Source organism: Herbaspirillum sp. GCM10030257 (assembly GCF_042666555.1).
Classification (GTDB): Bacteria; Pseudomonadota; Gammaproteobacteria; order Burkholderiales; family Burkholderiaceae_D; genus Noviherbaspirillum.
In genome coordinates, this window is record NZ_JBHTDH010000010.1 from 69,698 (window position 1) to 91,487 (window position 21,790).

The window sequence follows — 21,790 nt, forward strand, 5'->3', positions numbered from 1 at the left end:
GCCGACTATGCCACTCAACATTCCGATTCTACTTACCTGGTTGCGCGTTGCGCTCATTCCCCTTGTCGTGGGTGTATTTTATTTGCCAGATGACTGGCTCACTCCCTACGCAAAGGGAGTCGCCTCGACGGCAATCTTTATTGTGGCCGCAATCACAGACTGGTTCGATGGCTTTCTTGCGCGCCGCTGGAATGAAACCTCTGCCTTTGGTGCGTTTCTCGATCCGGTCGCCGACAAATTGATGGTCGCCGGTGCCTTACTGGTATTGGTTGAGTTTGATCGTGTCAATGCGGTTGTGGCCTTCATCATCATTGGTCGTGAGATCGCCATTTCCGCTTTGCGCGAATGGATGGCCCAACTGGGCGCATCCAAATCTGTAGCCGTCAGTTCGCTGGGAAAGATCAAGACTATGGCACAGATGGTGGCAATTCCCATGCTGTTGTTCAGCGACATGCTGTTTGGCGTCATTGATACGCGCGTGCTGGGCGCGTGGCTGTTACTGATCGCGGCTGCGCTTACGGTATGGTCAATGTTCTATTATCTGCGTAAGGCTTGGCCGTTGATCAAGGAAAAGGCAGGTTGAATATCCAGACTGGGCCAGTCTTGACCGCAGCCGAGAATAGATGTGAACCCATGCTGTACTGACTCTTGAAAGGCAAATTTGCGGCGTACTACGAGTGATAATCGATGCAGTTGAGCCAGTCTGTGACGATGGCTATATGACAGAGTTTGATGCCTTTGTACCAATTGCCAAGGGTTGACAAACATCCTTAATCCTCTATAATGCGTGTCTGTTGTGAACGCGGGAGTAGCTCAGTTGGTAGAGCGCAACCTTGCCAAGGTTGAGGTCGAGAGTTCGAGACTCTTCTCCCGCTCCAGAATCCGAAAGGAAGCTGACTTAGCTTCCTTTTTTATTTCACAGGATGTCGATGTTCCGATTTTCCTGATGAAGTAAGCCATGCAGCATATGCGGGAATAGCTCAGTTGGTAGAGCGCAACCTTGCCAAGGTTGAGGTCGAGAGTTCGAGACTCTTTTCCCGCTCCAGTTTTTGAAGAGGGCAATTAATTTGTCTTCAGGCGCGTCAGACTGCTTCGATGTCAACAGTCTGATCTAAAAAGCGTCGATTGAGTTTTATAGTTAAAATATCACTCCATGGCGGGGTAGCAAAGTGGTTATGCAGCGGCCTGCAAAGCCGTTTACGCCGGTTCGATCCCGACCCCCGCCTCCAAATATTTAATGGGTTAGCTATTGATAGCTAACCCATTTTTATTTCGGGCATCCGTAATGAGAAGAGGGTTTTCAGCTCCTCGCGCTTCCCATATCTCCCTACATATACCTTTGTGTAAAAACGCAGTAATCTTCACCAGCTTTTTTACTGCTGTATGGCAGACATGCATGATTCGTAGTTGCGCAGCGTCTGTAAGCCTTCGTATGGTGTGACCGTGCGAGGGCGGCGTAGCAGCAAATGGTGAGGCTGTCTTGTTGCCCCATACGGCTCATCACCTACGCAATCTCCGCAACCTCCTCAAATGCATATACTGAATAGTGACATGAAGGAATTTCCTTCCGGCGTGTACCTTGGTGACGACGCCGAAAAGATCGCAATTCGTCAGTCCACCGCGAACAATCTAATCCACAGACTTGTCAAAAAACAGTGCATTGATGAATTGCGAATGCTGAAGGCTTGACGTCTCTCAGACGGATATTAAGCGGCATGGTTGCTCTGTCCTTGACTGTGAACCGACGGTGTATCGCGCCTCGCTTCCTAACGCCATGGCATAGTTTCGCGAAGATTAATGCGTGAACTCACCAAAGGTTTGCAAGCATTGCTGCCGACAAAAGAAAATTCAGAAAGCGAATAGTGGTTTGTTGCGTACTATTCTGTGCGCTTATCACTGTGGAGATTTCATGAGGAGGGCAATATGTTGCTCAGAAACGATGCGCAGGCCGCCTTGAACGAGGTCGAAGAACTCTGTATCGAAGCAGCGGACCGTTTCGCAAGCAGTGCCAAACGGTCCAATGATATTGTGCTTGGTGAAGAGTTCAAATCACTGGCCGAACGCCATAATGAACTCGCACTCGAAATCGCTGAAGAACTGCGACGTATGGATGACCTCCCGAAAATGCCTGATCCCGACCGCGAGGCGGCAGTAGAAGTATTAAGCGCGGTAAAAGAATTCTTTTCAGGCGATGCGCAGGCAACCATGCTGGAAGAGCTCATCATCGCGGAGACAAAACTGGCGGACGCTGCAAATGCAGCGTTAAAGACAACCACATCGGCCAACGTGGAAAAATTACTTCTTAAGGCACAGGCATTGGCCGAGGCAGCCAAGCAGCGTCTCGCCACAACGCCAGCCCGTTGAATCGCGGATAGATTGCCTTATCGCACAGTAGCGGACTTGACTAAGGTAGTTATCCTTATTGTCTTTCTAGCGCTAGTCACGAAACAATGAACACGTTATGCATGGATCGCTCATATCGTGTTCACTCAAGTCCGAAAACGCTGGCTGCGATTGAATTGATGACGTGACAAATGAAATAGACCAAGACGCCACCCGAGCAAGGCAAACACCAATGCCAAGGCGTCGACGGGCGAGGGATCAAAGCTTATATCGCCACACCCCGCAAATTCTCGGCATTACCAGCGAAAAGTCACGGCCCTCGTGGTCAGGTCTCCGAATATCGATGATCGCGTCGAACTCAAGAGACTATGTGACCAGACACGCCGCAGGCATCACTAGACCTGTGAGCAGGAACCAGCGCCCATGCCGTACGTCCTGATGTGTTTGCAACAGCCTTATCGTGCGAATCGTGCCCCCAATCGTTTTACATCGCCTTGCCATTGTTTCCATCGTGTCGCTGTTACAAGGTCGTGTCCTGGCGTGGCAAACTGATCATTGCCGCTTTTTGAGTTCGAGATTATTGACAACTCGGCTGACTCCAGGCACACCCATCGCAGCTTTTGCTGCATTGGCTCGTTGCTGTTCGGAATCAACGAAACCAGCGAGTGATACCACACCCCGATAAGTATCAATGTTGATCATTGCGGCTTCGCCAACCCCTGCCGTTTTTGCGATCTCCGTCTTTACGCGTGCAGTAATGGCAGCGTCGTCCAATGTCTCTCCAGTGGAACGAGAAGTTTGCGTCGGAGCACATGCGGCAATGAACAGCGATAAGAATAGGGGAAGAACGAGTTTCAGGATGTTCATTGGATTTCCTCTTTAGTATGCGGGCGTTGGTATCAAACGGCTTAGTCCCATTGATTGAAACGGAAATGTCCCTATCGGACCATCTCTCTGTTGCATTTTTCATACCAAATACGCAATCCTCGGAGATTAGCCTTTCAGTGATCAGCCGAAGCGATGCGCCTAGGAGTCAAACAAAACAAGGCAGTTATACTAAAAAAATTACACATTCTTGTAATTTATATTTGGCGTAGTATGTTTCCTAGGAAACTTAGATCGTCTCGCACTCGGGGCAAGAAAATCCTGTTCAAACCAGGACAAACTCGCCTCGCATCGCTCCAACTTAAAGAATTCCGCTCTGAAGAATTGATTGGGGCTTCGTCAACAACATGTCGTCATGCTACAATTCGACCTGCTTTTGATGTGCAAATTAAGGCGGATGGTGCATTGAAGGGATAGTAAATATCCCTTTGATTTGTAAGACGCGCCAAGGCTTCGAAAGCCATTCCAGCCGGTTGGTCTGGTCTTTCCCAAAAAGCGCTACGTGCGCTTTTTTTACATGTGCAGCGGATTACGGCTGTCTTGTGCCCGAGTGGTGAAATTGGTAGACACAGCGGACTTAAAATCCGCCGCTTACCCGAGAGGGGGCGTACCGGTTCGATTCCGGTCTCGGGCACCAAACCTCCGTATCATCCAGCCTCTTCAAATCTCAAAACCCGCACGCCCCCTGGTGTTGCGGGTTTTTTATTGTCTTACTCCATATCATGCACTACCATGAGATACCAGCAAATTAATGGCGTTTTTGTTGGTACTTTCAAAATCCCGTAATTGAGATACCAACACGGGGGTGAAATGGCGCTGACAGACACTTTTCTTCGGCGAGTCAAGCACAGTGGCGCATCGGCTGGCGACAAACATTCCGATGGACACGGCCTATATTTGCTCGTAAAGGCGGCCGGAAAGTATTGGCGAATGAATTACCGCTTTGCTGGCAAGCAAAAGACATTAGCATTAGGCGTGTATCCCGACGTATCGCTCGCCAAGGCTCGACAGCGACGCGACAAGGCCCGTACACAGTTGGCCGAAGGTGTCGATCCTAGTCAAGCCAAGCGCGACGAAAAGCGGACCAAGACGCTGGCAGCAGCACAAACCTTCGAAGCCGTAGCGCGAGAATGGTTGAGAAAGACGGAGGCGAACCGCGAAGCCAGCACACACGGAAAAGTGACGACGTGGCTGGAAAAGGATGTTTTCCCTTTCATCGGTAGCAAACCTATTTGCACCATCGGGCCGCGTGATGTGCTTTTAACGGTACGAACAATGGAAGCTCGTGGTGCAATTGATTCAGCGCATCGAGTAAAACAGATTTGCGGTCAGGTGTTTCGCTTTGCCGTCGCCACCGGTTCCGCAGAACGTGATGTGACCGCCGATTTGCGCGGAGCATTAGCAGCAGTCCCTCGAACCAATTACGCAGCGATTACAGACCCTAAGCAAGTGGGCGATCTGATGCGCTCTATTCATGCTTACCGCGGACATCCCTACGCAGTAGCAGCACTAAAGCTCACGCCTTTGGTCTTCGTGCGTCCAGGTGAACTACGTGGCGCGGAATGGGCGGAGATTGACTTGGATGCGGCAGAGTGGCGTATTCCCGGACGCAAGATGAAAATGGGTGTCGACCATATCGTGCCGCTGTCGACGCAAGCGGTAGAAATTTTGCGCGGCATCCAGTCGCTCACCGGCCAAGGCAAGTATGTCTTTCCCAGCGTCCGGACGCGTGAACGGTGCCTGAGTGAAAACACTTTAAACGCCGCGTTACGCAGCATGGGATATGCCAAGGAAGTGATGACGGCGCACGGCTTCCGGGCGATGGCTCGAACAATAATGGATGAACTGCTAGGCGAGCGTATCGATTTGATCGAGCATCAACTTGCACATGCGGTGAAAGATCCGAACGGGCGGGCTTACAACCGTACGGCACATTTACCTGCACGCCGGGAAATGATGCAGCGTTGGGCTAATTATCTGGACAAGTTGCGCAAGGGTGCTGACATCGTGCCGCTACATGCGGATATTGACTAAACTAGCTTTTGCTAGTCCTAGGCTGATCCCCGAAAACCCGTTCCCTGACGGGCTGGACTGGCACCTTATTTTTCAGGGAAGCATTTAGGGAATGCAATGGAAGAAGATTACCTGCCACGTACGCCGATTGAGATGCGGACGCCGATAACGGAGGCTGGCTTAGTTATTAGTGAACTAGTTAGCATCTGGGAGATGTGGAGCTTTGACGATAAGTTGGATTTTTGGGACTTTATTTTTAGAACAATGTGGAAGGACGATGCCACAAGTGGTGAAGCGCAATTAAAAGAACTTAAAAAAACTGAAGACCTTACAGATTGGGATGGGGAACCGTTCATTCCAGGGTTTAAGGCCGCCATCGTTCAAATTTCAACGATGCAAGTTGCATGTGCGTTCGCTGTGCAAGCATTGAAAGCGGAAAAAGGAAGTGCAGTGGCGTGGTCATACGCTTGTGAAGCCAATCAATGGCTCGGAATTTTGCAAGGAATTATTTCCGGCCGAGAAATGGAAAATGGCTCATCGAAATTGGCAAAGTTAGGAGCTGACGCAAGGCATACAGAAAACCGAAAGATGAAATCTGATGTTTTTGCGTGGTGCGACGAGAACATGGCCCGCCATAAAAGCATGGACAGTGCCGCAGAGGCGATTGCAGGAAAAGAGGTGCCTGTTACCTTTCGTACTGCCCGCTCATGGATTGGTGAATGGAAAAAACTTCGGTCTGCCGGCAAACCGTAACTCTTGCAAGCAGATAGTCCACGCTACCGGCACCCTAGCCATCTTGCCCGCATACATTCACTTTCGCCGGCAAGGCGGCTTCTTAGCATCCACAGAAAATAGGACATTACCCCCATTGCGCTACGGCGTATTCTCACGGGGTGTCAAATGTCAAAGCGAGTTATTCGGATGGATGAACTGGCGACCACGCCAGCAAAGAAAGGTACATTGCCGGTAAGTCCCGCAACTATCTGGCGTTGGGTGCGCGAAGGAAACTTCCCGAAGCCATTCAAACTTGGAGCTTCGGTTACCGTATGGGATGCAGCAGAGATTGAAGTCTTCATTGCCCAGCGTGCAGAAGGGGGCAAGCAATGATCAATCTCTCCGAGCACGCCACCTCTCTTGTACACCTCCGGCAAGGTCAGCCCATCACCAATTCTCTAATAATCGCAGACGAATTCGGCCGCAGGCATGACAACGTATTGCAATCGCTCGATTCTCTAATTGCGGACGGAACGCTGAACCACCTTGAATTCAAGGCGGTTAAATATCGTGATATAAAAGGCGAAGCCCGGCGTGCCATTGAATTGAGCGAGCGGGGAGCACTGATTGCGATGCCATTCATCGGCGGCAAAAAATCCCGACTCGGCCAGGTCCGATTGGTTGACGCTTTTCTGGCGATGCGATCAGTGTTGAATGCCGGCTCATCAAGCTGGCAGGCGCAACGGAAGCAGTTGGCCGCCTCGTATCGCATCATGTCTGATGCCCTGCATGAGACGCGTGCTGACGATGGCAAATCGACTCAATCGCATCATTATGCCAATGAAGCGCGTCTGTTAAATTGGGTCATGTTCGGCAAGTTCGAGGCAGTCGATCGTGACCATCTTTCACTTGCGGATCTTTCGACACTTGAGGCCCTGGAAGCTCGCAATGCGATTTGGATTGCGCGCGGGCGCAGCTATAACGAACGCAAAGCCGCGTTGCCCGGATTTCTGCAGTCGTTGCGTAATAGTACGGCGGAACAGATTCAATGAGCCGTTCGCGTGATAAAGCGTTGAAAACAGCGAAGCAGGCGCGAGGCAATGGTGCATTCCTGCCGTTCCGACTCGATGTGTTGCGCAGTCCGGCACTTGCGTCACTGTCTCCTTATGCGTCAAAGCTGCTGTTGGATATTGCGAGCCAATGGAGCATGGGAAAGAACGGTGATGCATGTGTGGCGTTTGAAAAGGTGATGCGGGCGCGCGGCTGGCGTTCGAAGGCAACCCTGTACAAGGCATTGAAAGAGCTGGTCGCGTCGGGTTTAATTGTGCAGACCAGGCAAGGGTCACTTCACGAGTGTAGCCTGTATGCCTTGGGCTGGCTGGCGATCGACGAGTGCGCCGGAAAGCTCGATGTACAACCCACCGCAGGGCCGCTCGATCGCTGGCGCGACTCTGACAAGCCTGCCAAAAATAAATCATCGAGTACGCCACGTGTACCGACAGTTCAGGAAAAGCCCCATTTAGGTACGCCACGTGTACCAGACGGATAAGGAATACACCCGTTTAGGTACGGCAGGTGAACCTAAATCACTGATTTTCGAGGTTTGTCTGGTACACCACGTGTACACCTCTCTAGAATTACCATCTCTATATTTATTTTATGGGGTCTCGGTTTTTCCTTTTCTCAGCGTCCCGCCGAGCTCATCATCCCCTGCGTTCTGCGGGTTAGTCTTTCCGGGCTACGCGCTCGATGAAAACCTTTGCCTCAAGCTCCAGGGCGAGGGACGGGTGCGTCTTTCGGATTCTTTCAATGGCGTACTTGGCAATGGCCTCTGCATCGAAACAGAAAATATCGGCTTCACCAAATATTTCGAGACCAAACCGCTGGCCGCAGCGGATATAGGGACTGCTCCACTCAAAACGCTCGTATTTCATGATTGCCTCCATCATTCCGCAAAGACATTTTTGGCGCTGACTGTACGGAGAAAATGTGTCAGATTGCAAACGAAGTGATCTGCAATTCAAAAAGTCTACAAAAATCGCCGCATAGCACAGTTGAATCGGTATGATTGCCGATGCATTGCTACGTCATTCATTGCAGTGCAAAGCGCGGCCTCGATGTTTGGAGCCGTAAACGACCAAAGCCCGCTTGCCGGCGGGCTCTTTGTCGCGACAACCTAGCAAGCAGGCAGTCGATATTCCTTGGTGAGGAAGCTCGATCATACCAAATCGGTAGCGCCTTGTGTGCTTTCCGTGCGGTCGCCTGCTGCGCCTTTTTAGGAGCAGTTTCATGCTATCCGCACATCCAAAAGACCGGATCGACCTTACCGAGGCCTGCGCACTCTGCCAGGCATCCGCCGCAACCATTTACCGTTGGCGCAAACATGGCAGCTTCCCGCAAGGGCAGCGCATCCCGAGTCCGAGCGGTCCCTTGTACTTCCCGAAAGCTGCGGTCGAGCAGTTTGCCGCCAAGCGGCTTGGGGAGGTTGCATGAACCCGCAAATCAAAACACTCGAATCGTTGATTGCACGATTGCCCGGCACCGAAGCAGGCAAGCAGGCCTCCAGTCATCTGCAAGAAATCAAGATGCTGGCCGAGGCGGTCGAGCACCACCGCAAAAACCCGGATGAAATGAAGTCCGAGAAGGCCAATTCGCTCGTTGTCGAGGCTGCTCGCACGCGGTTGATGGACGCAATTCAAAAGGTCCACGTCAGGATTAATGCCCTGGTCGATGCCGAGAGCAAGGCGCTTGATGCTCAGCAGATCCGGCAAGCGAACCTGGTTCCGGACGAATACGCTGCCGAGATTCGTCAGGTCTACCGGAGCCTGGATGAGTCGGGGCGCCTCGATTATTTGAAGAAGGCCGTTGCCCGTGGCGATGGTGCTGCCGTTGCCGCGATCGTCAATGCGCCGGCAAGCGTTACTTTCCTAACTCGTGAGCGTGCAGACGAATATCGCACTGCATTCTTCGCTTCCCATGCGCCGGTTGATCGGGCTCCAGTCGATGAGATCCGAACTGCTGCCGATGTTGCCCTTCGCACGGCTTCCACGATCTGAAAGCGCCTCGATGAAAACTGACTTTGAAAACGTCAAGCAGTCCATCGAGGGAGCGCGCGCAGCGGAGCAATTCCTGCGCGCTTGCGCCATCGAACTGCCACGTGGTGGCGAGGTATATGAGACCGTCACCAGGCACGCCCGCCCTTCGAGTGCCGGCTCCGAGTTTTTCTTGAGGGCGTACTTGCGCCGTCTGCAGAAAAACATTGAGGTCCATGCCACCAGCGAATCTACTTTAGACCGGGATAGAAAGGCGCAGCATGGAACCATTTAAGCCGAAGCGTCCGAAAACCGGAGGACGGAAGAAGGGTACGCCGAACAAATTGACCGAGCAGATCCGCGAGCTGGCAATGAATCTCGGCCCGGAGGCGGTGGCCAGCATTGCCGCCCTGATGAGGTCCAGTACCAATCCGGCCATCATTCTGGCGTCCGCCCGCGAACTCCTTGATCGCGGTTTTGGCAAGCCGGGCCAATATCAGATCGTCGAGATGGTCCCGCTGCATGAAGGGTGGCCGCGGAAAAGCCCCGAGGAAATGAAGGCCGAGTTGACCGCAAGCCTTGGGGTGGACGGATACGCCGCCCTGCGGCGGAAGTTGCATGCGGACGTTGATGGCGTTGGCGAACCTGCCGATAGGAGAGAGCGATAGCAATGGAACTTGCGGAACAGCTTTCGCTTTTCAAGGATCGGCTGCCGAAGCGCCCAAACGGCAGCGATGAAAATCCCCCGACATTGCATTTTGGCATTGCCTTCGATGTTGATCGCCCTGGCGCGATACTGGCCGCTTGAGCTTTGTTGGTATTTTTGTTGGTATTTTTGCGCTTGTGATCCGCAGTAAATAGCATTTATGCCGCTTTGCGGGCGGAATGTGATTCCGGTCTCGGCACCAATCATTCTCCTTGACCAAGTGTGCAAAGACACTTGGTGCTCCGAAGTTTTAATCTCCACTTCCTACTTAAACCATCGAGTGGCCACCGCCGTCGATGCACTTCATTCCTTCCCGACAACGTAGCAGGTCTGTTGACCGGACAGCTATATTGGCAAGTAAAGGGGGAACGGCAAAGACCTTCTGCACGCAAAATCAACATTTCTTGCTATCAGTTATGCGGACCAAAAATAACCTGCTTTTTACTATTTGGCAGCTTAGCCAGCATGGCCGATACTAATTGTCGTTCGACTTCTAAAAATAAAAAACCTGGGCTCAATGCTTTATATTTCGAAAACGTTAACCTCGATCTTTTTAAAAAATTAAATGTTTAATCCACCTGATTGAATACAATAAAAACATAGAACCCTCTAAAATTTCCTTAGAATCAAGAACGTCAAGACTCGGACGCGGCTCAAAAACAAGCGATTTCAGCGCCTTATCGCACGCGCCGAGCTTGAAAGGCAGCACGCATCGATCTTGCAGCGTTTCATTAGATCACTTCCTCATATTTTTCCGGAGATAAGCAAATGGCAAAGACCTTCTATACACAGGAACACGAGTGGTTGCGCGTTGAAGACGACGGTGTTGTGACGGTGGGCATTACCGACTACGCACAAGACCACCTCGGCGACCTTGTGTATGTGCAACTCCCGGAAGTGGATAAGGAATTCACCAAAGGTGAAGAAGCTGCGGTAATCGAATCGGTGAAGACCGCCGGCGAAATCCTGATGCCGATCACAGGTATGGTGACGGCAGTCAATGAGACGCTTGGCGATGAACCAGGCAAAGTCAATGAAGATCCGATGGGCGAGGGCTGGTTTTTTAAATTCAAGGCGGGTGACACTACGGCACTTGACGAGCTAATGGATGAAGCCGGATACAAGTCGTATATCGAAAGCCTGGGCTGATTTGCCTTCATCGCGTTGTCAAAGGGGACAGCGCCCACTTCAATATGCATGGTAGGCCGACAAGCCCCACTGGCCCGATGTCGTCACTTGCCGTCAACTATTTTATTTAAGCTTTGAGAGGTAACCATGACTCAGAAACGCGCTGCGTTTGAAACATTGCAGCAGCACTCAGATTTCATCGACAGGCATATCGGACCGGCGCAGGCCGACCAGAACGACATGCTTGCCGAACTCGGTTTCGAGTCCATGGATGCTTTCATCAAAAAAGTTGTTCCCGGCACCATCCTGACGAATCAGGCACTCAATCTGGACGACGCGCGGAGTGAGCCTGAAGTGCTGGACGAACTCCGCAAGATTGCGGCACGCAACAAGGTTTACAAGTCCTATATCGGAATGGGTTACTACAACACCCATACGCCAAACGTTATCCTGCGCAACCTGCTGGAAAACCCCGCCTGGTACACGGCCTATACCCCTTATCAGCCTGAAATATCACAAGGGCGCCTCGAAGCACTGATCAATTTTCAGACCATGATCTCGGATCTGACCGGTCTTGAAATCGCCAACGCGTCACTGCTGGACGAGGCGACTGCTGCTGCAGAGGCAATGACCTTTTGCCAGCGCGTTTCCAAAAGCAAGAGCAAGATCTTCTTCGTATCGCAGGACTGCTTTCCGCAAACCATTGACGTTGTACGTACCCGTGCCGAACCAATTGGTGTCGAAGTAGTGGTTGGCGATCCTCAAACTGCCCTCGAACAGGTCGATTGCTTTGGCGTACTCCTGCAGTATCCTGCACTGAACGGCGAAGTCCATGATTATGCGGAGACTGTTGCGAAGGCACATGCCAAAAACGCGCTGGTGGTCGTTGCCGCCGATTTGCTGGCATTGACGCTTCTGAAACCACCTGGAGAATTTGGTGCCGATGTCGCCATCGGCTCGGCGCAGCGTTTTGGTGTACCACTCGGTTACGGCGGTCCGCATGCCGCATACTTTGCCACACGCGATGCCAACAAGCGCCTGATGCCAGGACGTGTCGTCGGCGTGTCGATTGACAGCCACGGCGATAAGGCATACCGGCTTGCCTTGCAGACGCGAGAGCAGCATATTCGCCGTGAGAAGGCAACCAGCAATGTTTGTACTGCGCAGGTATTACTCGCCAATATTGCAAGCATGTACGCGGTCTATCATGGTCCACAGGGCTTGCAAACGATCGCCCAGCGCGTGCACCGTTTGGCGGCTGCGTTCGCACACGGCTTGCGTACGCTGGATATCAACGTCCGCACCTCGGCATTCTTCGACACACTGACAGTACACACAGGTGCCCGCACGGCCGACGTACACGCTGCCGCACACAACCGTTCGATCAACCTGCGTGTCGTTGACAATGAAACTGTTGGCGTTTCCTTCGATGAAACAACAACTCCCGCAGACGTGGAAATATTGTGGGAGGTTTTTGCGGACGGCAAATCCATACCATCGTTCCAGGCCGCCGAAGCCGAAGCCGCCGACTATATTCCTGCGGAGCTGGTAAGGCGTAGCCCATATCTGACGCATCCGGTATTTAACAGCCATCACTCCGAAACGCAGATGCTGCGTTACCTGCGGGCGCTGAGCGATAAGGACTTGGCGCTGGATCGCACCATGATTCCGCTGGGCTCGTGCACCATGAAGCTCAACGCGACCACTGAAATGATTCCGGTGACTTGGCCGGAATTCGGTGGATTACATCCCTTTGCTCCGCTTGACCAGGCGGAGGGATATCAGCATCTCATCAGAGAGCTTGAAGAAATGCTGGTTGCATGCACTGGATATGACGCTGTGTCATTGCAACCCAATGCCGGTTCCCAAGGGGAATATGCAGGTTTGCTGGCGATTCGTGCCTACCATAAGAGCCGCGGTGAAGGTCATCGCAATGTTTGCCTCATTCCGAGTTCTGCGCACGGCACCAATCCGGCAACCGCGCATATGGCGGGCATGCAAGTGGTGGTCGTGCAATGCGATGAGCGCGGGAATGTGGAGGTGACCGACCTGAAGTCGAAGGCGGAAAAACATGCGACGGACCTTGCGGCGATCATGATTACCTATCCCTCGACCCACGGTGTGTTTGAAGAAGCGGTGGGTGAAATCTGCGACATCGTGCATGCGCATGGCGGTCAGGTCTACATCGACGGCGCCAACATGAACGCAATGGTCGGACTCTGTGCACCAGGCAAGTTTGGCGGTGACGTCTCGCACCTCAACCTGCACAAGACCTTCTGCATTCCGCACGGTGGCGGCGGTCCGGGTGTCGGCCCCATCGGTGTCAAGTCGCATCTCGCGCCATTCATCCCTGGGCATGCGATGCTGGAGAACCACGTCGGCCCAGTCTGTGCGGCACCATGGGGAAGTGCGAGCATCCTTCCGATCAGCTGGACCTATATCAAACTAATGGGCCGCCAAGGTCTCAAGGAGGCAAGCCAGGTTGCCATTCTGAATGCAAACTACATTGCCAAGCGCCTTGCATCGCATTATCCGATTCTCTATGCAGGCGAAAACGGCATCGTCGCGCACGAATGCATCGTCGACCTGCGGCCACTCAAGGACACGGGCATCACTGTGGATGATGTCGCCAAGCGTCTCATGGACTTTGGTTTCCACGCGCCGACCATGTCCTTCCCTGTAGCCGGAACCTTGATGATCGAACCGACGGAAAGCGAATCAAAGGATGAACTGGATCGCTTTTGCGAGGCAATGATTGCGATTCGCAACGAAATTCGCGCCATCGAAAATGGAGAGATTACGGCAGAGGACAGTGTGCTTCGCCACGCACCACATACCGCGATGGACATCGCCGGTGAATGGGAACGGAACTATTCGCGTGAACAGGCTGTATTCCCGGTTGCATCGCTGCGCAGGGCGAAATACTGGCCACCGGTTGGACGGGTCGACAATGTCTACGGGGATCGTAATCTGGTCTGTGCCTGTCCGCCCATGTCGGACTACGAATAATCGTTTGCAGGCGCTTGCCAACAACCGGTGGTGCGGCGCGATGCTGCACCATTGAAAGGAAACGCGGCAAAATGGCAATCAGTGTATTTGAGTTGTTCAAGATAGGTATCGGGCCGTCCAGTTCGCATACCGTCGGGCCTATGCGCGCCGCATTGCAGTTTGTCACCAAACTGAAGGAAGACGGTCAGCTAGCATCAATCGCCTCTGTCAAAGCTGAACTGTACGGTTCGCTCGGTGCGACAGGGAAGGGACACGGCAGCGATAAGGCAGTCCTGTTGGGCCTGGAGGGACATGCGCCCGATCTGGTCGATACCGATCAGACTGATGCGATGCTGGCGTCGATACGGCATACCGGAAAAATCCGGCTGCTGGGCGAACGGGAAATCGCTTTCAACGAAAGGGAACATCTTTTGATGTACCGCCGCCAGTCCCTGCCATTCCACCCCAATGGTATGCGCTTTACTGCTTATGACAGCACAGGTGCCGAGTTAGCGGCCAAAGTCTTTTATTCGGTCGGCGGCGGCTTTGTCATTAACGAAGATGCCGCAGGGACCGACCGTATTGTTCCTGACAACACCGAGCTGCGCTTTCCGTTCCACAGCGGTGATGAACTGCTTGCTATGTGCCGCGAGAACAAGCTATCGGTCAGCCAGTTGATGCTGGAAAATGAAAAAGCCTGGCGCTCCGAGCAGGAGACACGCGAAGGCTTGCTCCGTATCTGGCAGGTCATGCAGGATTGCGTGAAGCGTGGTTGCGAACGGGAAGGGACCATGCCCGGTCCTCTGAAAGTCCAGCGACGTGCCGCCGAACTGTACCGGAGCCTTTCGAGCCAGCCCGAAGTCAGCTTGCGCGATCCACTCACCACGCTGGATTGGGTAAACTTGTACGCGCTTGCAGTCAACGAAGAGAATGCGGCGGGTGGGAGAGTCGTGACGGCACCGACCAATGGCGCCGCCGGCATCGTGCCCGCTGTACTGCATTATTACCATCGCTTTATCCCGGGGGCCAATGACGATGGCGTCATTCGCTTTCTCCTGACTGCCGGCGCCATTGGCATCCTTTACAAGGAAAACGCATCTATCTCTGGAGCGGAAGTCGGATGCCAGGGTGAGGTCGGCGTGGCCTGTTCCATGGCGGCCGGTGCGCTTGCCGAAGCCATGGGCGGGAGCATCGAACAAGTCGAGAATGCGGCCGAAATCGGCATGGAACACAACCTTGGTCTTACCTGCGATCCGATCGGCGGACTGGTGCAAGTGCCCTGCATCGAGCGCAATGCCATGGGCTCCATCAAGGCCATCAATGCGGCGCGCATGGCGCTGCGTGGAAATGGACACCATTTCGTTTCCCTCGACAATGTCATCAAGACGATGCGCGAAACCGGCGCCGACATGAAAATCAAATACAAGGAGACCGCGCGCGGCGGACTCGCGGTCAACGTCATTGAATGTTGAGCAGGGCAGATCAATCATAAGGAAGACAACCCATGGACACCACAACGAAGCCTATGGCACGCACGCCGCTCTACAATCTGCATTTGGAACTTGGCGCGAAAATGGTTCCCTTCGCCGGCTATGAAATGCCGGTCCAGTATCCGACAGGTGTTTTGAAGGAGCATGCGCATACACGGATGCAGGCAGGACTTTTTGATGTGTCGCACATGGGCCAGGTGCGTCTTGGTGGTGCGGATGCGGCCGCAGCGCTGGAATCCCTGGTGCCCGTAGATATTGTCGGCCTGCCAGTCGGCATGCAACGCTATGCCATGTTCACCAACGAGCAGGGTGGCATACTGGACGACATCATGGTATCGAATGGTGGCGACCATCTGTTCGTCGTCGTCAATGCGGCGTGCAAGGAGCAGGATATCGCTCATCTCCGCAAGCACCTTGCCGATCGCTGCGATATCACTGTGCTTGACAACCGGGCTTTACTGGCACTACAAGGACCGGCAACCGCAGCGGTCATGGAGCGACTCGCTCCGCAAACTGCCGCAATGATTTTCATGAATACCGGCACGGTGACACTGGCCGGCGCTGAATGTTTTATCAGCCGTTCCGGCTATACCGGTGAAGATGGCTTTGAGATTTCGGTACCGAACGACAAGGTCGAAGACGTTGCACGTCTCCTGCTCAGCCAACCCGAAGTCGCCCCGATTGGACTCGGAGCCCGTGACTCGCTGCGACTAGAGGCAGGGCTGTGCCTCTATGGGCACGACATGGATGTTACAACCACGCCAGTTGAAGCGAGTCTGGGATGGGCACTGTCAAAAGCACGCCGCGCGGATGGCGCAAGACCCGGCGGCTATCCCGGGGCGGACATCATTTTGCGGCAGCTTGCGGAAGGCGTACAGCGCAAGCGAGTCGGGTTGCTGGTCAAGGATCGCATGCCAGTGCGTGAAGGCGCCGAACTGGCAGATGATAACAACCGCATTGTCGGCAAGGTCACCAGCGGCGGTTTCGGCCCGACGGTTGGCGCTCCGGTCGCGATGGGTTATATCGAGTCGTCTTTGGCATCACCGGGAACCCCGCTGAATGCGATTGTGCGCGGCAAGCCGGTCGCAGTTGAAGTGGCAAAGACGCCGTTCACCCCCCAGCGTTATTATCGTGGTTGAGGCAAGACAATGAGCGACTCCAAGGCGACGGAGAAACCTGTGATGAATGCGTTGAAGCCGGTCCAGGCGGGTGAAAAAATGCGCGGCGCGGAAAAGATGGCGCGCATTCCCATCAAGATCGTACCGACGGAGCCGGCACAGATCCTGCGCAAACCGAAATGGATTCGTGCCGAGTTCACCGGCACGCGCGAAGTGCAGCGCCTTAAGGCCATCCTGCGGGAAAACAAGCTTCACACAGTATGCGAGGAAGCCAACTGCCCGAATCTTGGCGAGTGCTTCAAAGGTGGCACCGCGACATTCATGATCATGGGGGACATCTGCACGCGCCGCTGTCCGTTCTGCGACGTCGGACACGGCAGGCCAAACCCGCTCGATCCGGAAGAGCCTCTCAACCTGGCACGCACCATTCAGGCTATGACCCTGAAATATGTCGTGATCACATCGGTCGACCGTGACGACCTGCGCGATGGCGGCGCAGGGCATTTTGTCGAGTGCATTGAACAGACCCGCATCCACAATCCGGGTATTGTGATTGAAGTGCTGACGCCGGATTTCCGCGGTCGCGTGGATGTGGCGCTCCAAATACTTGGCAAGGCGCCGGCCGATGTGTTCAACCACAATCTCGAAACGGTGCCACGCCTGTATCGGCAGGCACGCCCCGGAGCAGATTATCTAGGTTCACTACGGCTGCTGCAGCATTTTGCGGAACAGCATCCGACTGTTCCAACCAAGTCGGGACTGATGCTTGGATTGGGGGAGACGCTTGAAGAAGTCGAGGAGGTAATGAGAGACTTGAGAGAGCATGAGGTTCGCATGCTTACACTCGGACAATATCTGCAACCGAGTATTCATCACTTGCCAGTTCAGCGTTATGTCCCTCCCGAGGAATTCGCAGCGTTGAAAGAGATTGGGGAAAAAATGGGATTTACCCACGTTGCGTCCGGTCCCATGGTGCGCTCTTCCTACCACGCAGATCTGCAGTCAAAGTCGCTGCTGGCCGAAGGATCGTAGTTGTTTCGCCTCCGTACAAGGATATCGACAGCACATTCGAGGGATAGCCAAATTGCAAGCAGCGCAATGCCTCAATAGCGCTCGCCTACGTCATTTCAGCAGAACAGGGACTGGCATTACCCTGGTTTGAGGTTTGTCTTGAGGGTGCAGCGCTTCATTGCGGAAACGCAAATCGGCAAAAAATAGCCGATCTACCATGAAATTGGCTCCTTAAGCCTCCCAAGAAGTTTGCCCGCACAGCTTTGCCAGCCGTGCGGGCATTTTTTTCTTGTTGCAACAGTTTCCCAAAAGCTTGTCGTTTGAGAAAAATCAAGCATTCCTCACGGAAAAGTTGTCAAAATTGCAGAGTTGGATTTTCTTTCAACCCACTCGCAAGCACGGAGCCATGAAGAAAAAGTTTGATTCGGACGAAGTCATTGAGAGCTTGATTTCTGCGACTTTGGGTGAGCAGGCGGGCGCTCGTGAGCGGCATCTTTATCGAGAGAGCCTGCGTAACCTGGTAAGGCTAGCCAAAGCAGAACAAGTTGTTGAAATCAAGGCGAGTGTAAAGCGACTTACTGGCGTGCTGGATAATCAAAACGCGCGCCGCCGTGCCAAGGCGATTCTTCTGGCTCAACAACTTCCCGGTATATTGAGCAGCGCCCAGCAGAAATTTGAATTCAAGGATTGAAGGCCTGAGCGCGCCTCCCAGCGCATTGCTGCCACTTAGACGCTCTCGAAAAGAAGACGGTAGAATATTGCGAGAGGTAGTTTACCTTCCGGGCCGGCAGTCTGCTGACGATTTATGCAGCAATCAACCAGGCATAGATCATAGTCGACTGTGGCTAATTCAATTCTTGCGTATTCATGAAAGTCTATAACCTCTGCTGTGAATCAGGTCATCGTTTCGAAGGATGGTTTTCTTCGGAACAGGATTTCCACGCACAGGCGGACAAATCCCTTATCGCTTGCCCACTCTGCGACAGCCACGCAATCAGCCGGATGCCATCGGCACCGCGACTGAACTTGTCGAATTCGGACTCGCAAGTTCTGGAAGACCCCGCGCTGCAAGTGAAGCTGGTCGAACTTATTCGCAAAGTCGTCGAGAACACGGAAGACGTCGGTACGCAATTTGCGGAAGAGGCCCGTCGCATCCATTACAAGGAAACGACCGAGCGCGCAATTCGCGGGGTTGCCACAGTTGAGGAATTCCAGGAACTGAGCGAAGAGGGTATTGAAGTGCTGCCGCTCCCGCTGCCTGTTCCGCCCAAGGAATCTGTTCACTAAGTAAGCTTCATAAACAGTGCGTCCTGCGCCAGCCTTATCGCCTATCGTACGGGCGTAACACAATACCCGGCCACCCAGAAATATCAACACCGCATGCTGCATTGCGCCGCATATTATTTCGACACGCTCGGAAATTCCGCTGTATAATCGTTTTAGAACGGTCGTGCTTTTTAGCCGGGACTACAAGGAGACAGCATGGATTTGAATTACACAGCGGAGGATTTGGCCTTCCGTGATACCGTTCGCGCCTTCCTGGATGCGAACCTGCCAAAAGATCTGCAGCAAAAAGTCCTTAATCACAAACGCCTTTCGAAGGAAGACTTTGTCCGCTGGCACAAGATCGTTGCCAAGCAGGGTTGGGTGGGCACAGGCTGGCCAACCCAGTATGGCGGCACTGGCTGGAGTCCCGTGCAACGCCATATCTGGGAAGAAGAGTGCGCCGCCTATGGTACGCCGCCGATTCTCCCGTTCGGCGTCAACATGGTGGCGCCTGTCATCATGGCCTTCGGTAACGAAGCGCAGAAAAGCTATTACCTCCCCCGTATCCTGGACTGCGAAGACTGGTGGTGCCAGGGTTATTCGGAACCCGGCTCCGGCTCCGATCTCGCGTCGCTGAAGACACGCGCCGAGCGCCAGGGCGATCACTACATCGTCAACGGCCAGAAGACCTGGACCACTCTCGCACAGCACGCAGACATGATTTTCTGCCTGGTGCGTACTGATCCGGCAGCGCGCAAACAGGAAGGCATCTCCTTCCTGCTGATCAATATGCACACGCCCGGCATCACGGTTCGTCCGATCATCATGCTCGATGAAGACCATGAAGTGAATGAAGTCTTCTTCGACAACGTAAAGGTACCTGTCGAGAACCTCATCGGTGAAGAAAACAAGGGCTGGACCTACGCAAAATATCTGCTGGGACATGAGCGCACCAACATCGCCGCCGTCGGCCGCGCCAAGCGCGAAATGATGTTCCTCAAGCGTCTCGCTACCAAGGAAATGAAGAACGGCAAGCCCTTGCTCGACGATCCGATGTTTGCCGCCAAGGTCGCCAGCCTCGAAATCGAAATCATGGCCCTTGAAATGACCGTGCTGCGCGTCCTGTCGCAGGAAAGCTCCAAGCGCGGCCCGGGACCGGAAGCGTCGATGCTGAAGGTCAAGGGTACCGAAGTGCAGCAGGCGCTGACAGAGTTGATGGTGGAAGCCGTCGGTCCGTATGCCTTGCCGTTCGACCGCGCCTATCTCGAAGGCGAGCACGAGCACGCGATCACTCAGGACGACGACGCGGCTCCGCTGGCACCGTACTACTTCAACTACCGCAAGACATCGATTTACGGTGGTTCGAACGAGATTCAGAAAAACATCATCACCCAGATGATCCTGGGACTGTGAGGCGGACATGGACTTTAATTACACACCAGAGCAGCAACAATTCAAGGATGCACTGCGCCGCTTCATCGACAAGGATTACACCTTCGAGCATCGCAAGAAAATCGTTCATTCCGAGCAAGGCGTATCCGACCAGGCATGGGGCACGCTTGTCGAGCTGGGCATGACTGCCTTGCCAGTGCCGGAAGAGCAGGGCGGCTTCAACGGTTCCGCGGTCGACATGTTGGTCGTGATGCAGGAATTGGGTCGCGGCCTCGTCGTCGAGCCTTACTTTGCAACCGCACTGGGCGCACAATTTCTGAAGCTGGCCGGTGGCCAGGAAGCACTGCTGGAACAAATTGCCGGTGGCGAACTGAAACTGGCCGCCGCGCTTGGCGAAAAGCAGGCGCGTCACGACCTGTTCGACATCACCACCACCGCCAAGGCGGATGGCGACGGCTACATCCTGAACGGCACGAAAACAGTTGTGATTCATGGCGGACAGGCCGATAAGCTGATCGTGTCTGCACGGTCCGGCGGCGGTCAGCGCGACACCGATGGCATTTCGTTGTTCCTGGTTGCTGCGGATGCAGGCGGCGTCACGCGCCGCGATTACCGTACTATCGACGGCCAGCGCGCTGCCGATATCGTTTTCGCCAATGTGCATGTTCCTGCTTCGGCATTGCTGGGCAAGGCAGGCGCGGGTTGGGATATTCTCGACGCGGCAGCCGACTATGGCCGGGCATTGCTGTGCGCGGAAGCAGTCGGCGCGATGGATGCGCTGAATGGTGCCACGTTGGAATACCTGAAGACACGCCAGCAGTTCGGCGTGCCGATCGGCAAATTCCAGGCGCTGCAACACCGTATGGCTGACATGTTCATGCAGACGGAGCAGGCGCGTTCGATGGCGACACTGGCAGCAGTGAAGGCCGAGTCGGGCGACGTGCAGGAACGCCGCCGCACTATCTCCGCAGCCAAAGCACGCGTCGGTCAGGCATTGAAGTTTGTCGGACAGCAGGCCGTGCAGCTGCACGGTGGCATGGGTGTTACCGACGAGCTGCCGGCGGCACATCACTTCAAGCGCCTGACGATGATCGAACTCACGCTGGGCGATACAGACCATCATCTGGCTCGCTTCGCTTCCCAGCCTGATTTCAGGAACGCAGCGTAATCGTCAGGTAAACAGCCGAAAGACAACAAAAGGAGCGGGATCGAAATGGCGCAATACAAATGGTATTTTGAAGATTTTCATGAAGGCCAGACCATCGATGTTGGAACGCGAACGGTCACCGAAGAAGAAATCCTCGACTTTGCGACCAAGTTCGATCCCCAGCCTTTTCATGTGAACAAGGAGGCTGCCGAGAAATCAATCTATGGCAGCATCATTGCGAGCGGCTGGCATACCTGCAGCATGATGATGCGGATGATGGTCGATGGATTCCTGCGCGACGTAGCCAGCATGGGTTCGCCAGGTGTCGATGAAGTCCGCTGGATCAAGCCAGTCCGCCCCGGCGACACCCTCAAGGTTTCTACGACAGTGCTGGAAGTACGTCCTTCGACCAGCAAGCCTGACCGTGGCGTCGTCAAGACCGAGTGGCGTGCTGTCAATCAGCATGGCGAACTGGTGGTGACAGTCAAGGGCATGGGGATGTACGGACGTCGTCCGCAATAAGCCGGCAATATGCCCGCTGTGCCTGAGCATGGCAC

General features: G+C 54.0%; 23 protein-coding genes and 4 tRNA genes. 25 read left to right on the forward strand and 2 right to left on the reverse strand.

Annotated elements, in window-relative coordinates; translation table 11 throughout:
• The first annotated feature begins 7 nt into the window (after positions 1–7).
• The 5 genes from pgsA (at position 8) to ACFQUU_RS16380 (ending at position 2,364) form a co-directional block, all read left to right on the forward strand.
• Complete coding sequence (gene pgsA, locus ACFQUU_RS16360) at positions 8–583, forward strand: CDP-diacylglycerol--glycerol-3-phosphate 3-phosphatidyltransferase (protein WP_382248983.1); 576 nt, start codon at positions 8–10, stop codon at positions 581–583.
• 219 nt (positions 584–802) lie between these two features.
• Positions 803–878, forward strand: a tRNA-Gly gene (locus tag ACFQUU_RS16365).
• Between the two features lie 91 nt (positions 879–969).
• Positions 970–1,045 (forward strand) — tRNA-Gly (locus tag ACFQUU_RS16370).
• Between the two features lie 110 nt (positions 1,046–1,155).
• Positions 1,156–1,229: transfer RNA gene (locus ACFQUU_RS16375), tRNA-Cys, on the forward strand.
• Between the two features lie 694 nt (positions 1,230–1,923).
• Positions 1,924–2,364, forward strand: coding sequence for a DUF2383 domain-containing protein (locus tag ACFQUU_RS16380; protein WP_382248985.1), 441 nt, complete (start codon positions 1,924–1,926; stop codon positions 2,362–2,364).
• Between the two features lie 531 nt (positions 2,365–2,895).
• Here the strand turns inward: ACFQUU_RS16380 and ACFQUU_RS16385 are convergent.
• On the reverse strand, positions 2,896–3,210 hold the full coding sequence (locus ACFQUU_RS16385; protein ID WP_382248987.1) for a BON domain-containing protein: 315 nt from the start codon (positions 3,208–3,210) through the stop codon (positions 2,896–2,898).
• Positions 3,211–3,772: 562 nt separating this feature from the next.
• Between ACFQUU_RS16385 and ACFQUU_RS16390 the strand changes: the two genes are divergently transcribed.
• The 6 genes from ACFQUU_RS16390 to ACFQUU_RS16415 all read left to right on the forward strand — a co-directional run bounded on the left by ACFQUU_RS16390 (position 3,773) and on the right by ACFQUU_RS16415 (position 7,504).
• Positions 3,773–3,865: transfer RNA gene (locus ACFQUU_RS16390), tRNA-Leu, on the forward strand.
• Positions 3,866–4,038: 173 nt separating this feature from the next.
• On the forward strand, positions 4,039–5,262 hold the full coding sequence (locus ACFQUU_RS16395) for a tyrosine-type recombinase/integrase (RefSeq protein WP_382248989.1): 1,224 nt from the start codon (positions 4,039–4,041) through the stop codon (positions 5,260–5,262).
• A gap of 96 nt (positions 5,263–5,358) precedes the next feature.
• Positions 5,359–5,994, forward strand: a complete 636-nt coding sequence (locus ACFQUU_RS16400) for a hypothetical protein (RefSeq protein WP_382248991.1) — start codon at positions 5,359–5,361, stop codon at positions 5,992–5,994.
• 147 nt (positions 5,995–6,141) lie between these two features.
• Positions 6,142–6,348 (forward strand): helix-turn-helix transcriptional regulator, encoded by a 207-nt coding sequence (locus ACFQUU_RS16405; protein WP_382248993.1) that lies wholly within the window; start codon positions 6,142–6,144, stop codon positions 6,346–6,348.
• On the forward strand, positions 6,345–7,007 hold the full coding sequence (locus ACFQUU_RS16410) for a Rha family transcriptional regulator (RefSeq protein ID WP_382248995.1): 663 nt from the start codon (positions 6,345–6,347) through the stop codon (positions 7,005–7,007). Before ACFQUU_RS16405 ends, ACFQUU_RS16410 begins: the two co-directional genes overlap by 4 nt.
• Positions 7,004–7,504: a hypothetical protein gene (locus ACFQUU_RS16415; protein ID WP_382248997.1), complete on the forward strand. Its 501-nt coding sequence runs from the start codon at positions 7,004–7,006 to the stop codon at positions 7,502–7,504. The genes ACFQUU_RS16410 and ACFQUU_RS16415 overlap by 4 nt, the downstream gene beginning before the upstream one ends.
• 175 nt (positions 7,505–7,679) lie before the next feature.
• Here the strand turns inward: ACFQUU_RS16415 and ACFQUU_RS16420 are convergent, their stop codons facing one another.
• Entirely contained in the window at positions 7,680–7,889 is a 210-nt protein-coding gene (locus tag ACFQUU_RS16420; RefSeq protein ID WP_382248999.1) for a hypothetical protein, read from the reverse strand.
• Between the two features lie 355 nt (positions 7,890–8,244).
• Here ACFQUU_RS16420 and ACFQUU_RS16425 point away from each other — a divergent pair, with 355 nt between their 5' ends.
• From ACFQUU_RS16425 to ACFQUU_RS16490, 14 genes are all read left to right on the forward strand, one after another.
• Positions 8,245–8,448: a helix-turn-helix transcriptional regulator gene (locus ACFQUU_RS16425; protein WP_382249001.1), complete on the forward strand. Its 204-nt coding sequence runs from the start codon at positions 8,245–8,247 to the stop codon at positions 8,446–8,448.
• A complete protein-coding gene (locus tag ACFQUU_RS16430; RefSeq protein ID WP_382249003.1) occupies positions 8,445–9,011 on the forward strand; it encodes a hypothetical protein in 567 nt (188 codons plus the stop codon). The genes ACFQUU_RS16425 and ACFQUU_RS16430 overlap by 4 nt, the downstream gene beginning before the upstream one ends.
• A 10-nt stretch (positions 9,012–9,021) precedes the next feature.
• Positions 9,022–9,282 carry a hypothetical protein gene (locus ACFQUU_RS16435; protein WP_382249005.1) on the forward strand — a complete coding sequence of 87 codons (261 nt, stop codon included), beginning with the start codon at positions 9,022–9,024 and terminating at the stop codon, positions 9,280–9,282.
• A complete protein-coding gene (locus ACFQUU_RS16440; RefSeq protein WP_382249007.1) occupies positions 9,269–9,655 on the forward strand; it encodes a hypothetical protein in 387 nt (128 codons plus the stop codon). The genes ACFQUU_RS16435 and ACFQUU_RS16440 overlap by 14 nt, the downstream gene beginning before the upstream one ends.
• Positions 9,656–10,461: 806 nt before the next feature.
• Positions 10,462–10,842 carry a glycine cleavage system protein GcvH gene (gcvH, locus tag ACFQUU_RS16445; protein ID WP_382249009.1) on the forward strand — a complete coding sequence of 127 codons (381 nt, stop codon included), beginning with the start codon at positions 10,462–10,464 and terminating at the stop codon, positions 10,840–10,842.
• A gap of 126 nt (positions 10,843–10,968) precedes the next feature.
• Positions 10,969–13,830 (forward strand): aminomethyl-transferring glycine dehydrogenase, encoded by a 2,862-nt coding sequence (gene gcvP / locus ACFQUU_RS16450; RefSeq protein WP_382249011.1) that lies wholly within the window; start codon positions 10,969–10,971, stop codon positions 13,828–13,830.
• Positions 13,831–13,901: 71 nt separating this feature from the next.
• Positions 13,902–15,281 (forward strand): L-serine ammonia-lyase, encoded by a 1,380-nt coding sequence (locus ACFQUU_RS16455; RefSeq protein WP_382249013.1) that lies wholly within the window; start codon positions 13,902–13,904, stop codon positions 15,279–15,281.
• Positions 15,282–15,313: 32 nt separating this feature from the next.
• Entirely contained in the window at positions 15,314–16,438 is a 1,125-nt protein-coding gene (gene gcvT, locus ACFQUU_RS16460) for a glycine cleavage system aminomethyltransferase GcvT (RefSeq protein WP_382249015.1), read from the forward strand.
• A 9-nt stretch (positions 16,439–16,447) separates the two neighbouring features.
• Complete coding sequence (gene lipA / locus ACFQUU_RS16465; protein ID WP_382249017.1) at positions 16,448–17,449, forward strand: lipoyl synthase; 1,002 nt, start codon at positions 16,448–16,450, stop codon at positions 17,447–17,449.
• Positions 17,450–17,834: 385 nt separating this feature from the next.
• On the forward strand, positions 17,835–18,119 hold the full coding sequence (locus ACFQUU_RS16470; RefSeq protein WP_382249019.1) for a hypothetical protein: 285 nt from the start codon (positions 17,835–17,837) through the stop codon (positions 18,117–18,119).
• A gap of 176 nt (positions 18,120–18,295) precedes the next feature.
• Entirely contained in the window at positions 18,296–18,715 is a 420-nt protein-coding gene (locus ACFQUU_RS16475; RefSeq protein WP_382249021.1) for a DUF1178 family protein, read from the forward strand.
• A gap of 195 nt (positions 18,716–18,910) precedes the next feature.
• Complete coding sequence (locus tag ACFQUU_RS16480; protein WP_382249023.1) at positions 18,911–20,107, forward strand: acyl-CoA dehydrogenase family protein; 1,197 nt, start codon at positions 18,911–18,913, stop codon at positions 20,105–20,107.
• A gap of 7 nt (positions 20,108–20,114) precedes the next feature.
• Positions 20,115–21,254, forward strand: a complete 1,140-nt coding sequence (locus ACFQUU_RS16485) for an acyl-CoA dehydrogenase family protein (RefSeq protein ID WP_382249025.1) — start codon at positions 20,115–20,117, stop codon at positions 21,252–21,254.
• Between the two features lie 45 nt (positions 21,255–21,299).
• A complete protein-coding gene (locus tag ACFQUU_RS16490) occupies positions 21,300–21,755 on the forward strand; it encodes a MaoC family dehydratase (protein WP_382249027.1) in 456 nt (151 codons plus the stop codon).
• Positions 21,756–21,790 lie beyond the last annotated feature (35 nt).

Bases quoted from the DNA above. Each gene is read 5' to 3' on its own strand.
- pgsA (WP_382248983.1), top strand. From the start codon at position 8: ATGCCACTCAACATTCCGATTCTACTTACCTGGTTGCGCGTTGCGCTC.
- ACFQUU_RS16380 (WP_382248985.1), top strand. From the start codon at position 1,924: ATGTTGCTCAGAAACGATGCGCAGGCCGCCTTGAACGAGGTCGAAGAA.
- ACFQUU_RS16385 (WP_382248987.1), bottom strand. From the start codon at position 3,210: ATGAACATCCTGAAACTCGTTCTTCCCCTATTCTTATCGCTGTTCATT.
- ACFQUU_RS16395 (WP_382248989.1), top strand. From the start codon at position 4,039: ATGGCGCTGACAGACACTTTTCTTCGGCGAGTCAAGCACAGTGGCGCA.
- ACFQUU_RS16400 (WP_382248991.1), top strand. From the start codon at position 5,359: ATGGAAGAAGATTACCTGCCACGTACGCCGATTGAGATGCGGACGCCG.
- ACFQUU_RS16405 (WP_382248993.1), top strand. From the start codon at position 6,142: ATGTCAAAGCGAGTTATTCGGATGGATGAACTGGCGACCACGCCAGCA.
- ACFQUU_RS16410 (WP_382248995.1), top strand. From the start codon at position 6,345: ATGATCAATCTCTCCGAGCACGCCACCTCTCTTGTACACCTCCGGCAA.
- ACFQUU_RS16415 (WP_382248997.1), top strand. From the start codon at position 7,004: ATGAGCCGTTCGCGTGATAAAGCGTTGAAAACAGCGAAGCAGGCGCGA.
- ACFQUU_RS16420 (WP_382248999.1), bottom strand. From the start codon at position 7,889: ATGAAATACGAGCGTTTTGAGTGGAGCAGTCCCTATATCCGCTGCGGC.
- ACFQUU_RS16425 (WP_382249001.1), top strand. From the start codon at position 8,245: ATGCTATCCGCACATCCAAAAGACCGGATCGACCTTACCGAGGCCTGC.
- ACFQUU_RS16430 (WP_382249003.1), top strand. From the start codon at position 8,445: ATGAACCCGCAAATCAAAACACTCGAATCGTTGATTGCACGATTGCCC.
- ACFQUU_RS16435 (WP_382249005.1), top strand. From the start codon at position 9,022: ATGAAAACTGACTTTGAAAACGTCAAGCAGTCCATCGAGGGAGCGCGC.
- ACFQUU_RS16440 (WP_382249007.1), top strand. From the start codon at position 9,269: ATGGAACCATTTAAGCCGAAGCGTCCGAAAACCGGAGGACGGAAGAAG.
- gcvH (WP_382249009.1), top strand. From the start codon at position 10,462: ATGGCAAAGACCTTCTATACACAGGAACACGAGTGGTTGCGCGTTGAA.
- gcvP (WP_382249011.1), top strand. From the start codon at position 10,969: ATGACTCAGAAACGCGCTGCGTTTGAAACATTGCAGCAGCACTCAGAT.
- ACFQUU_RS16455 (WP_382249013.1), top strand. From the start codon at position 13,902: ATGGCAATCAGTGTATTTGAGTTGTTCAAGATAGGTATCGGGCCGTCC.
- gcvT (WP_382249015.1), top strand. From the start codon at position 15,314: ATGGACACCACAACGAAGCCTATGGCACGCACGCCGCTCTACAATCTG.
- lipA (WP_382249017.1), top strand. From the start codon at position 16,448: ATGAGCGACTCCAAGGCGACGGAGAAACCTGTGATGAATGCGTTGAAG.
- ACFQUU_RS16470 (WP_382249019.1), top strand. From the start codon at position 17,835: ATGAAGAAAAAGTTTGATTCGGACGAAGTCATTGAGAGCTTGATTTCT.
- ACFQUU_RS16475 (WP_382249021.1), top strand. From the start codon at position 18,296: ATGAAAGTCTATAACCTCTGCTGTGAATCAGGTCATCGTTTCGAAGGA.
- ACFQUU_RS16480 (WP_382249023.1), top strand. From the start codon at position 18,911: ATGGATTTGAATTACACAGCGGAGGATTTGGCCTTCCGTGATACCGTT.
- ACFQUU_RS16485 (WP_382249025.1), top strand. From the start codon at position 20,115: ATGGACTTTAATTACACACCAGAGCAGCAACAATTCAAGGATGCACTG.
- ACFQUU_RS16490 (WP_382249027.1), top strand. From the start codon at position 21,300: ATGGCGCAATACAAATGGTATTTTGAAGATTTTCATGAAGGCCAGACC.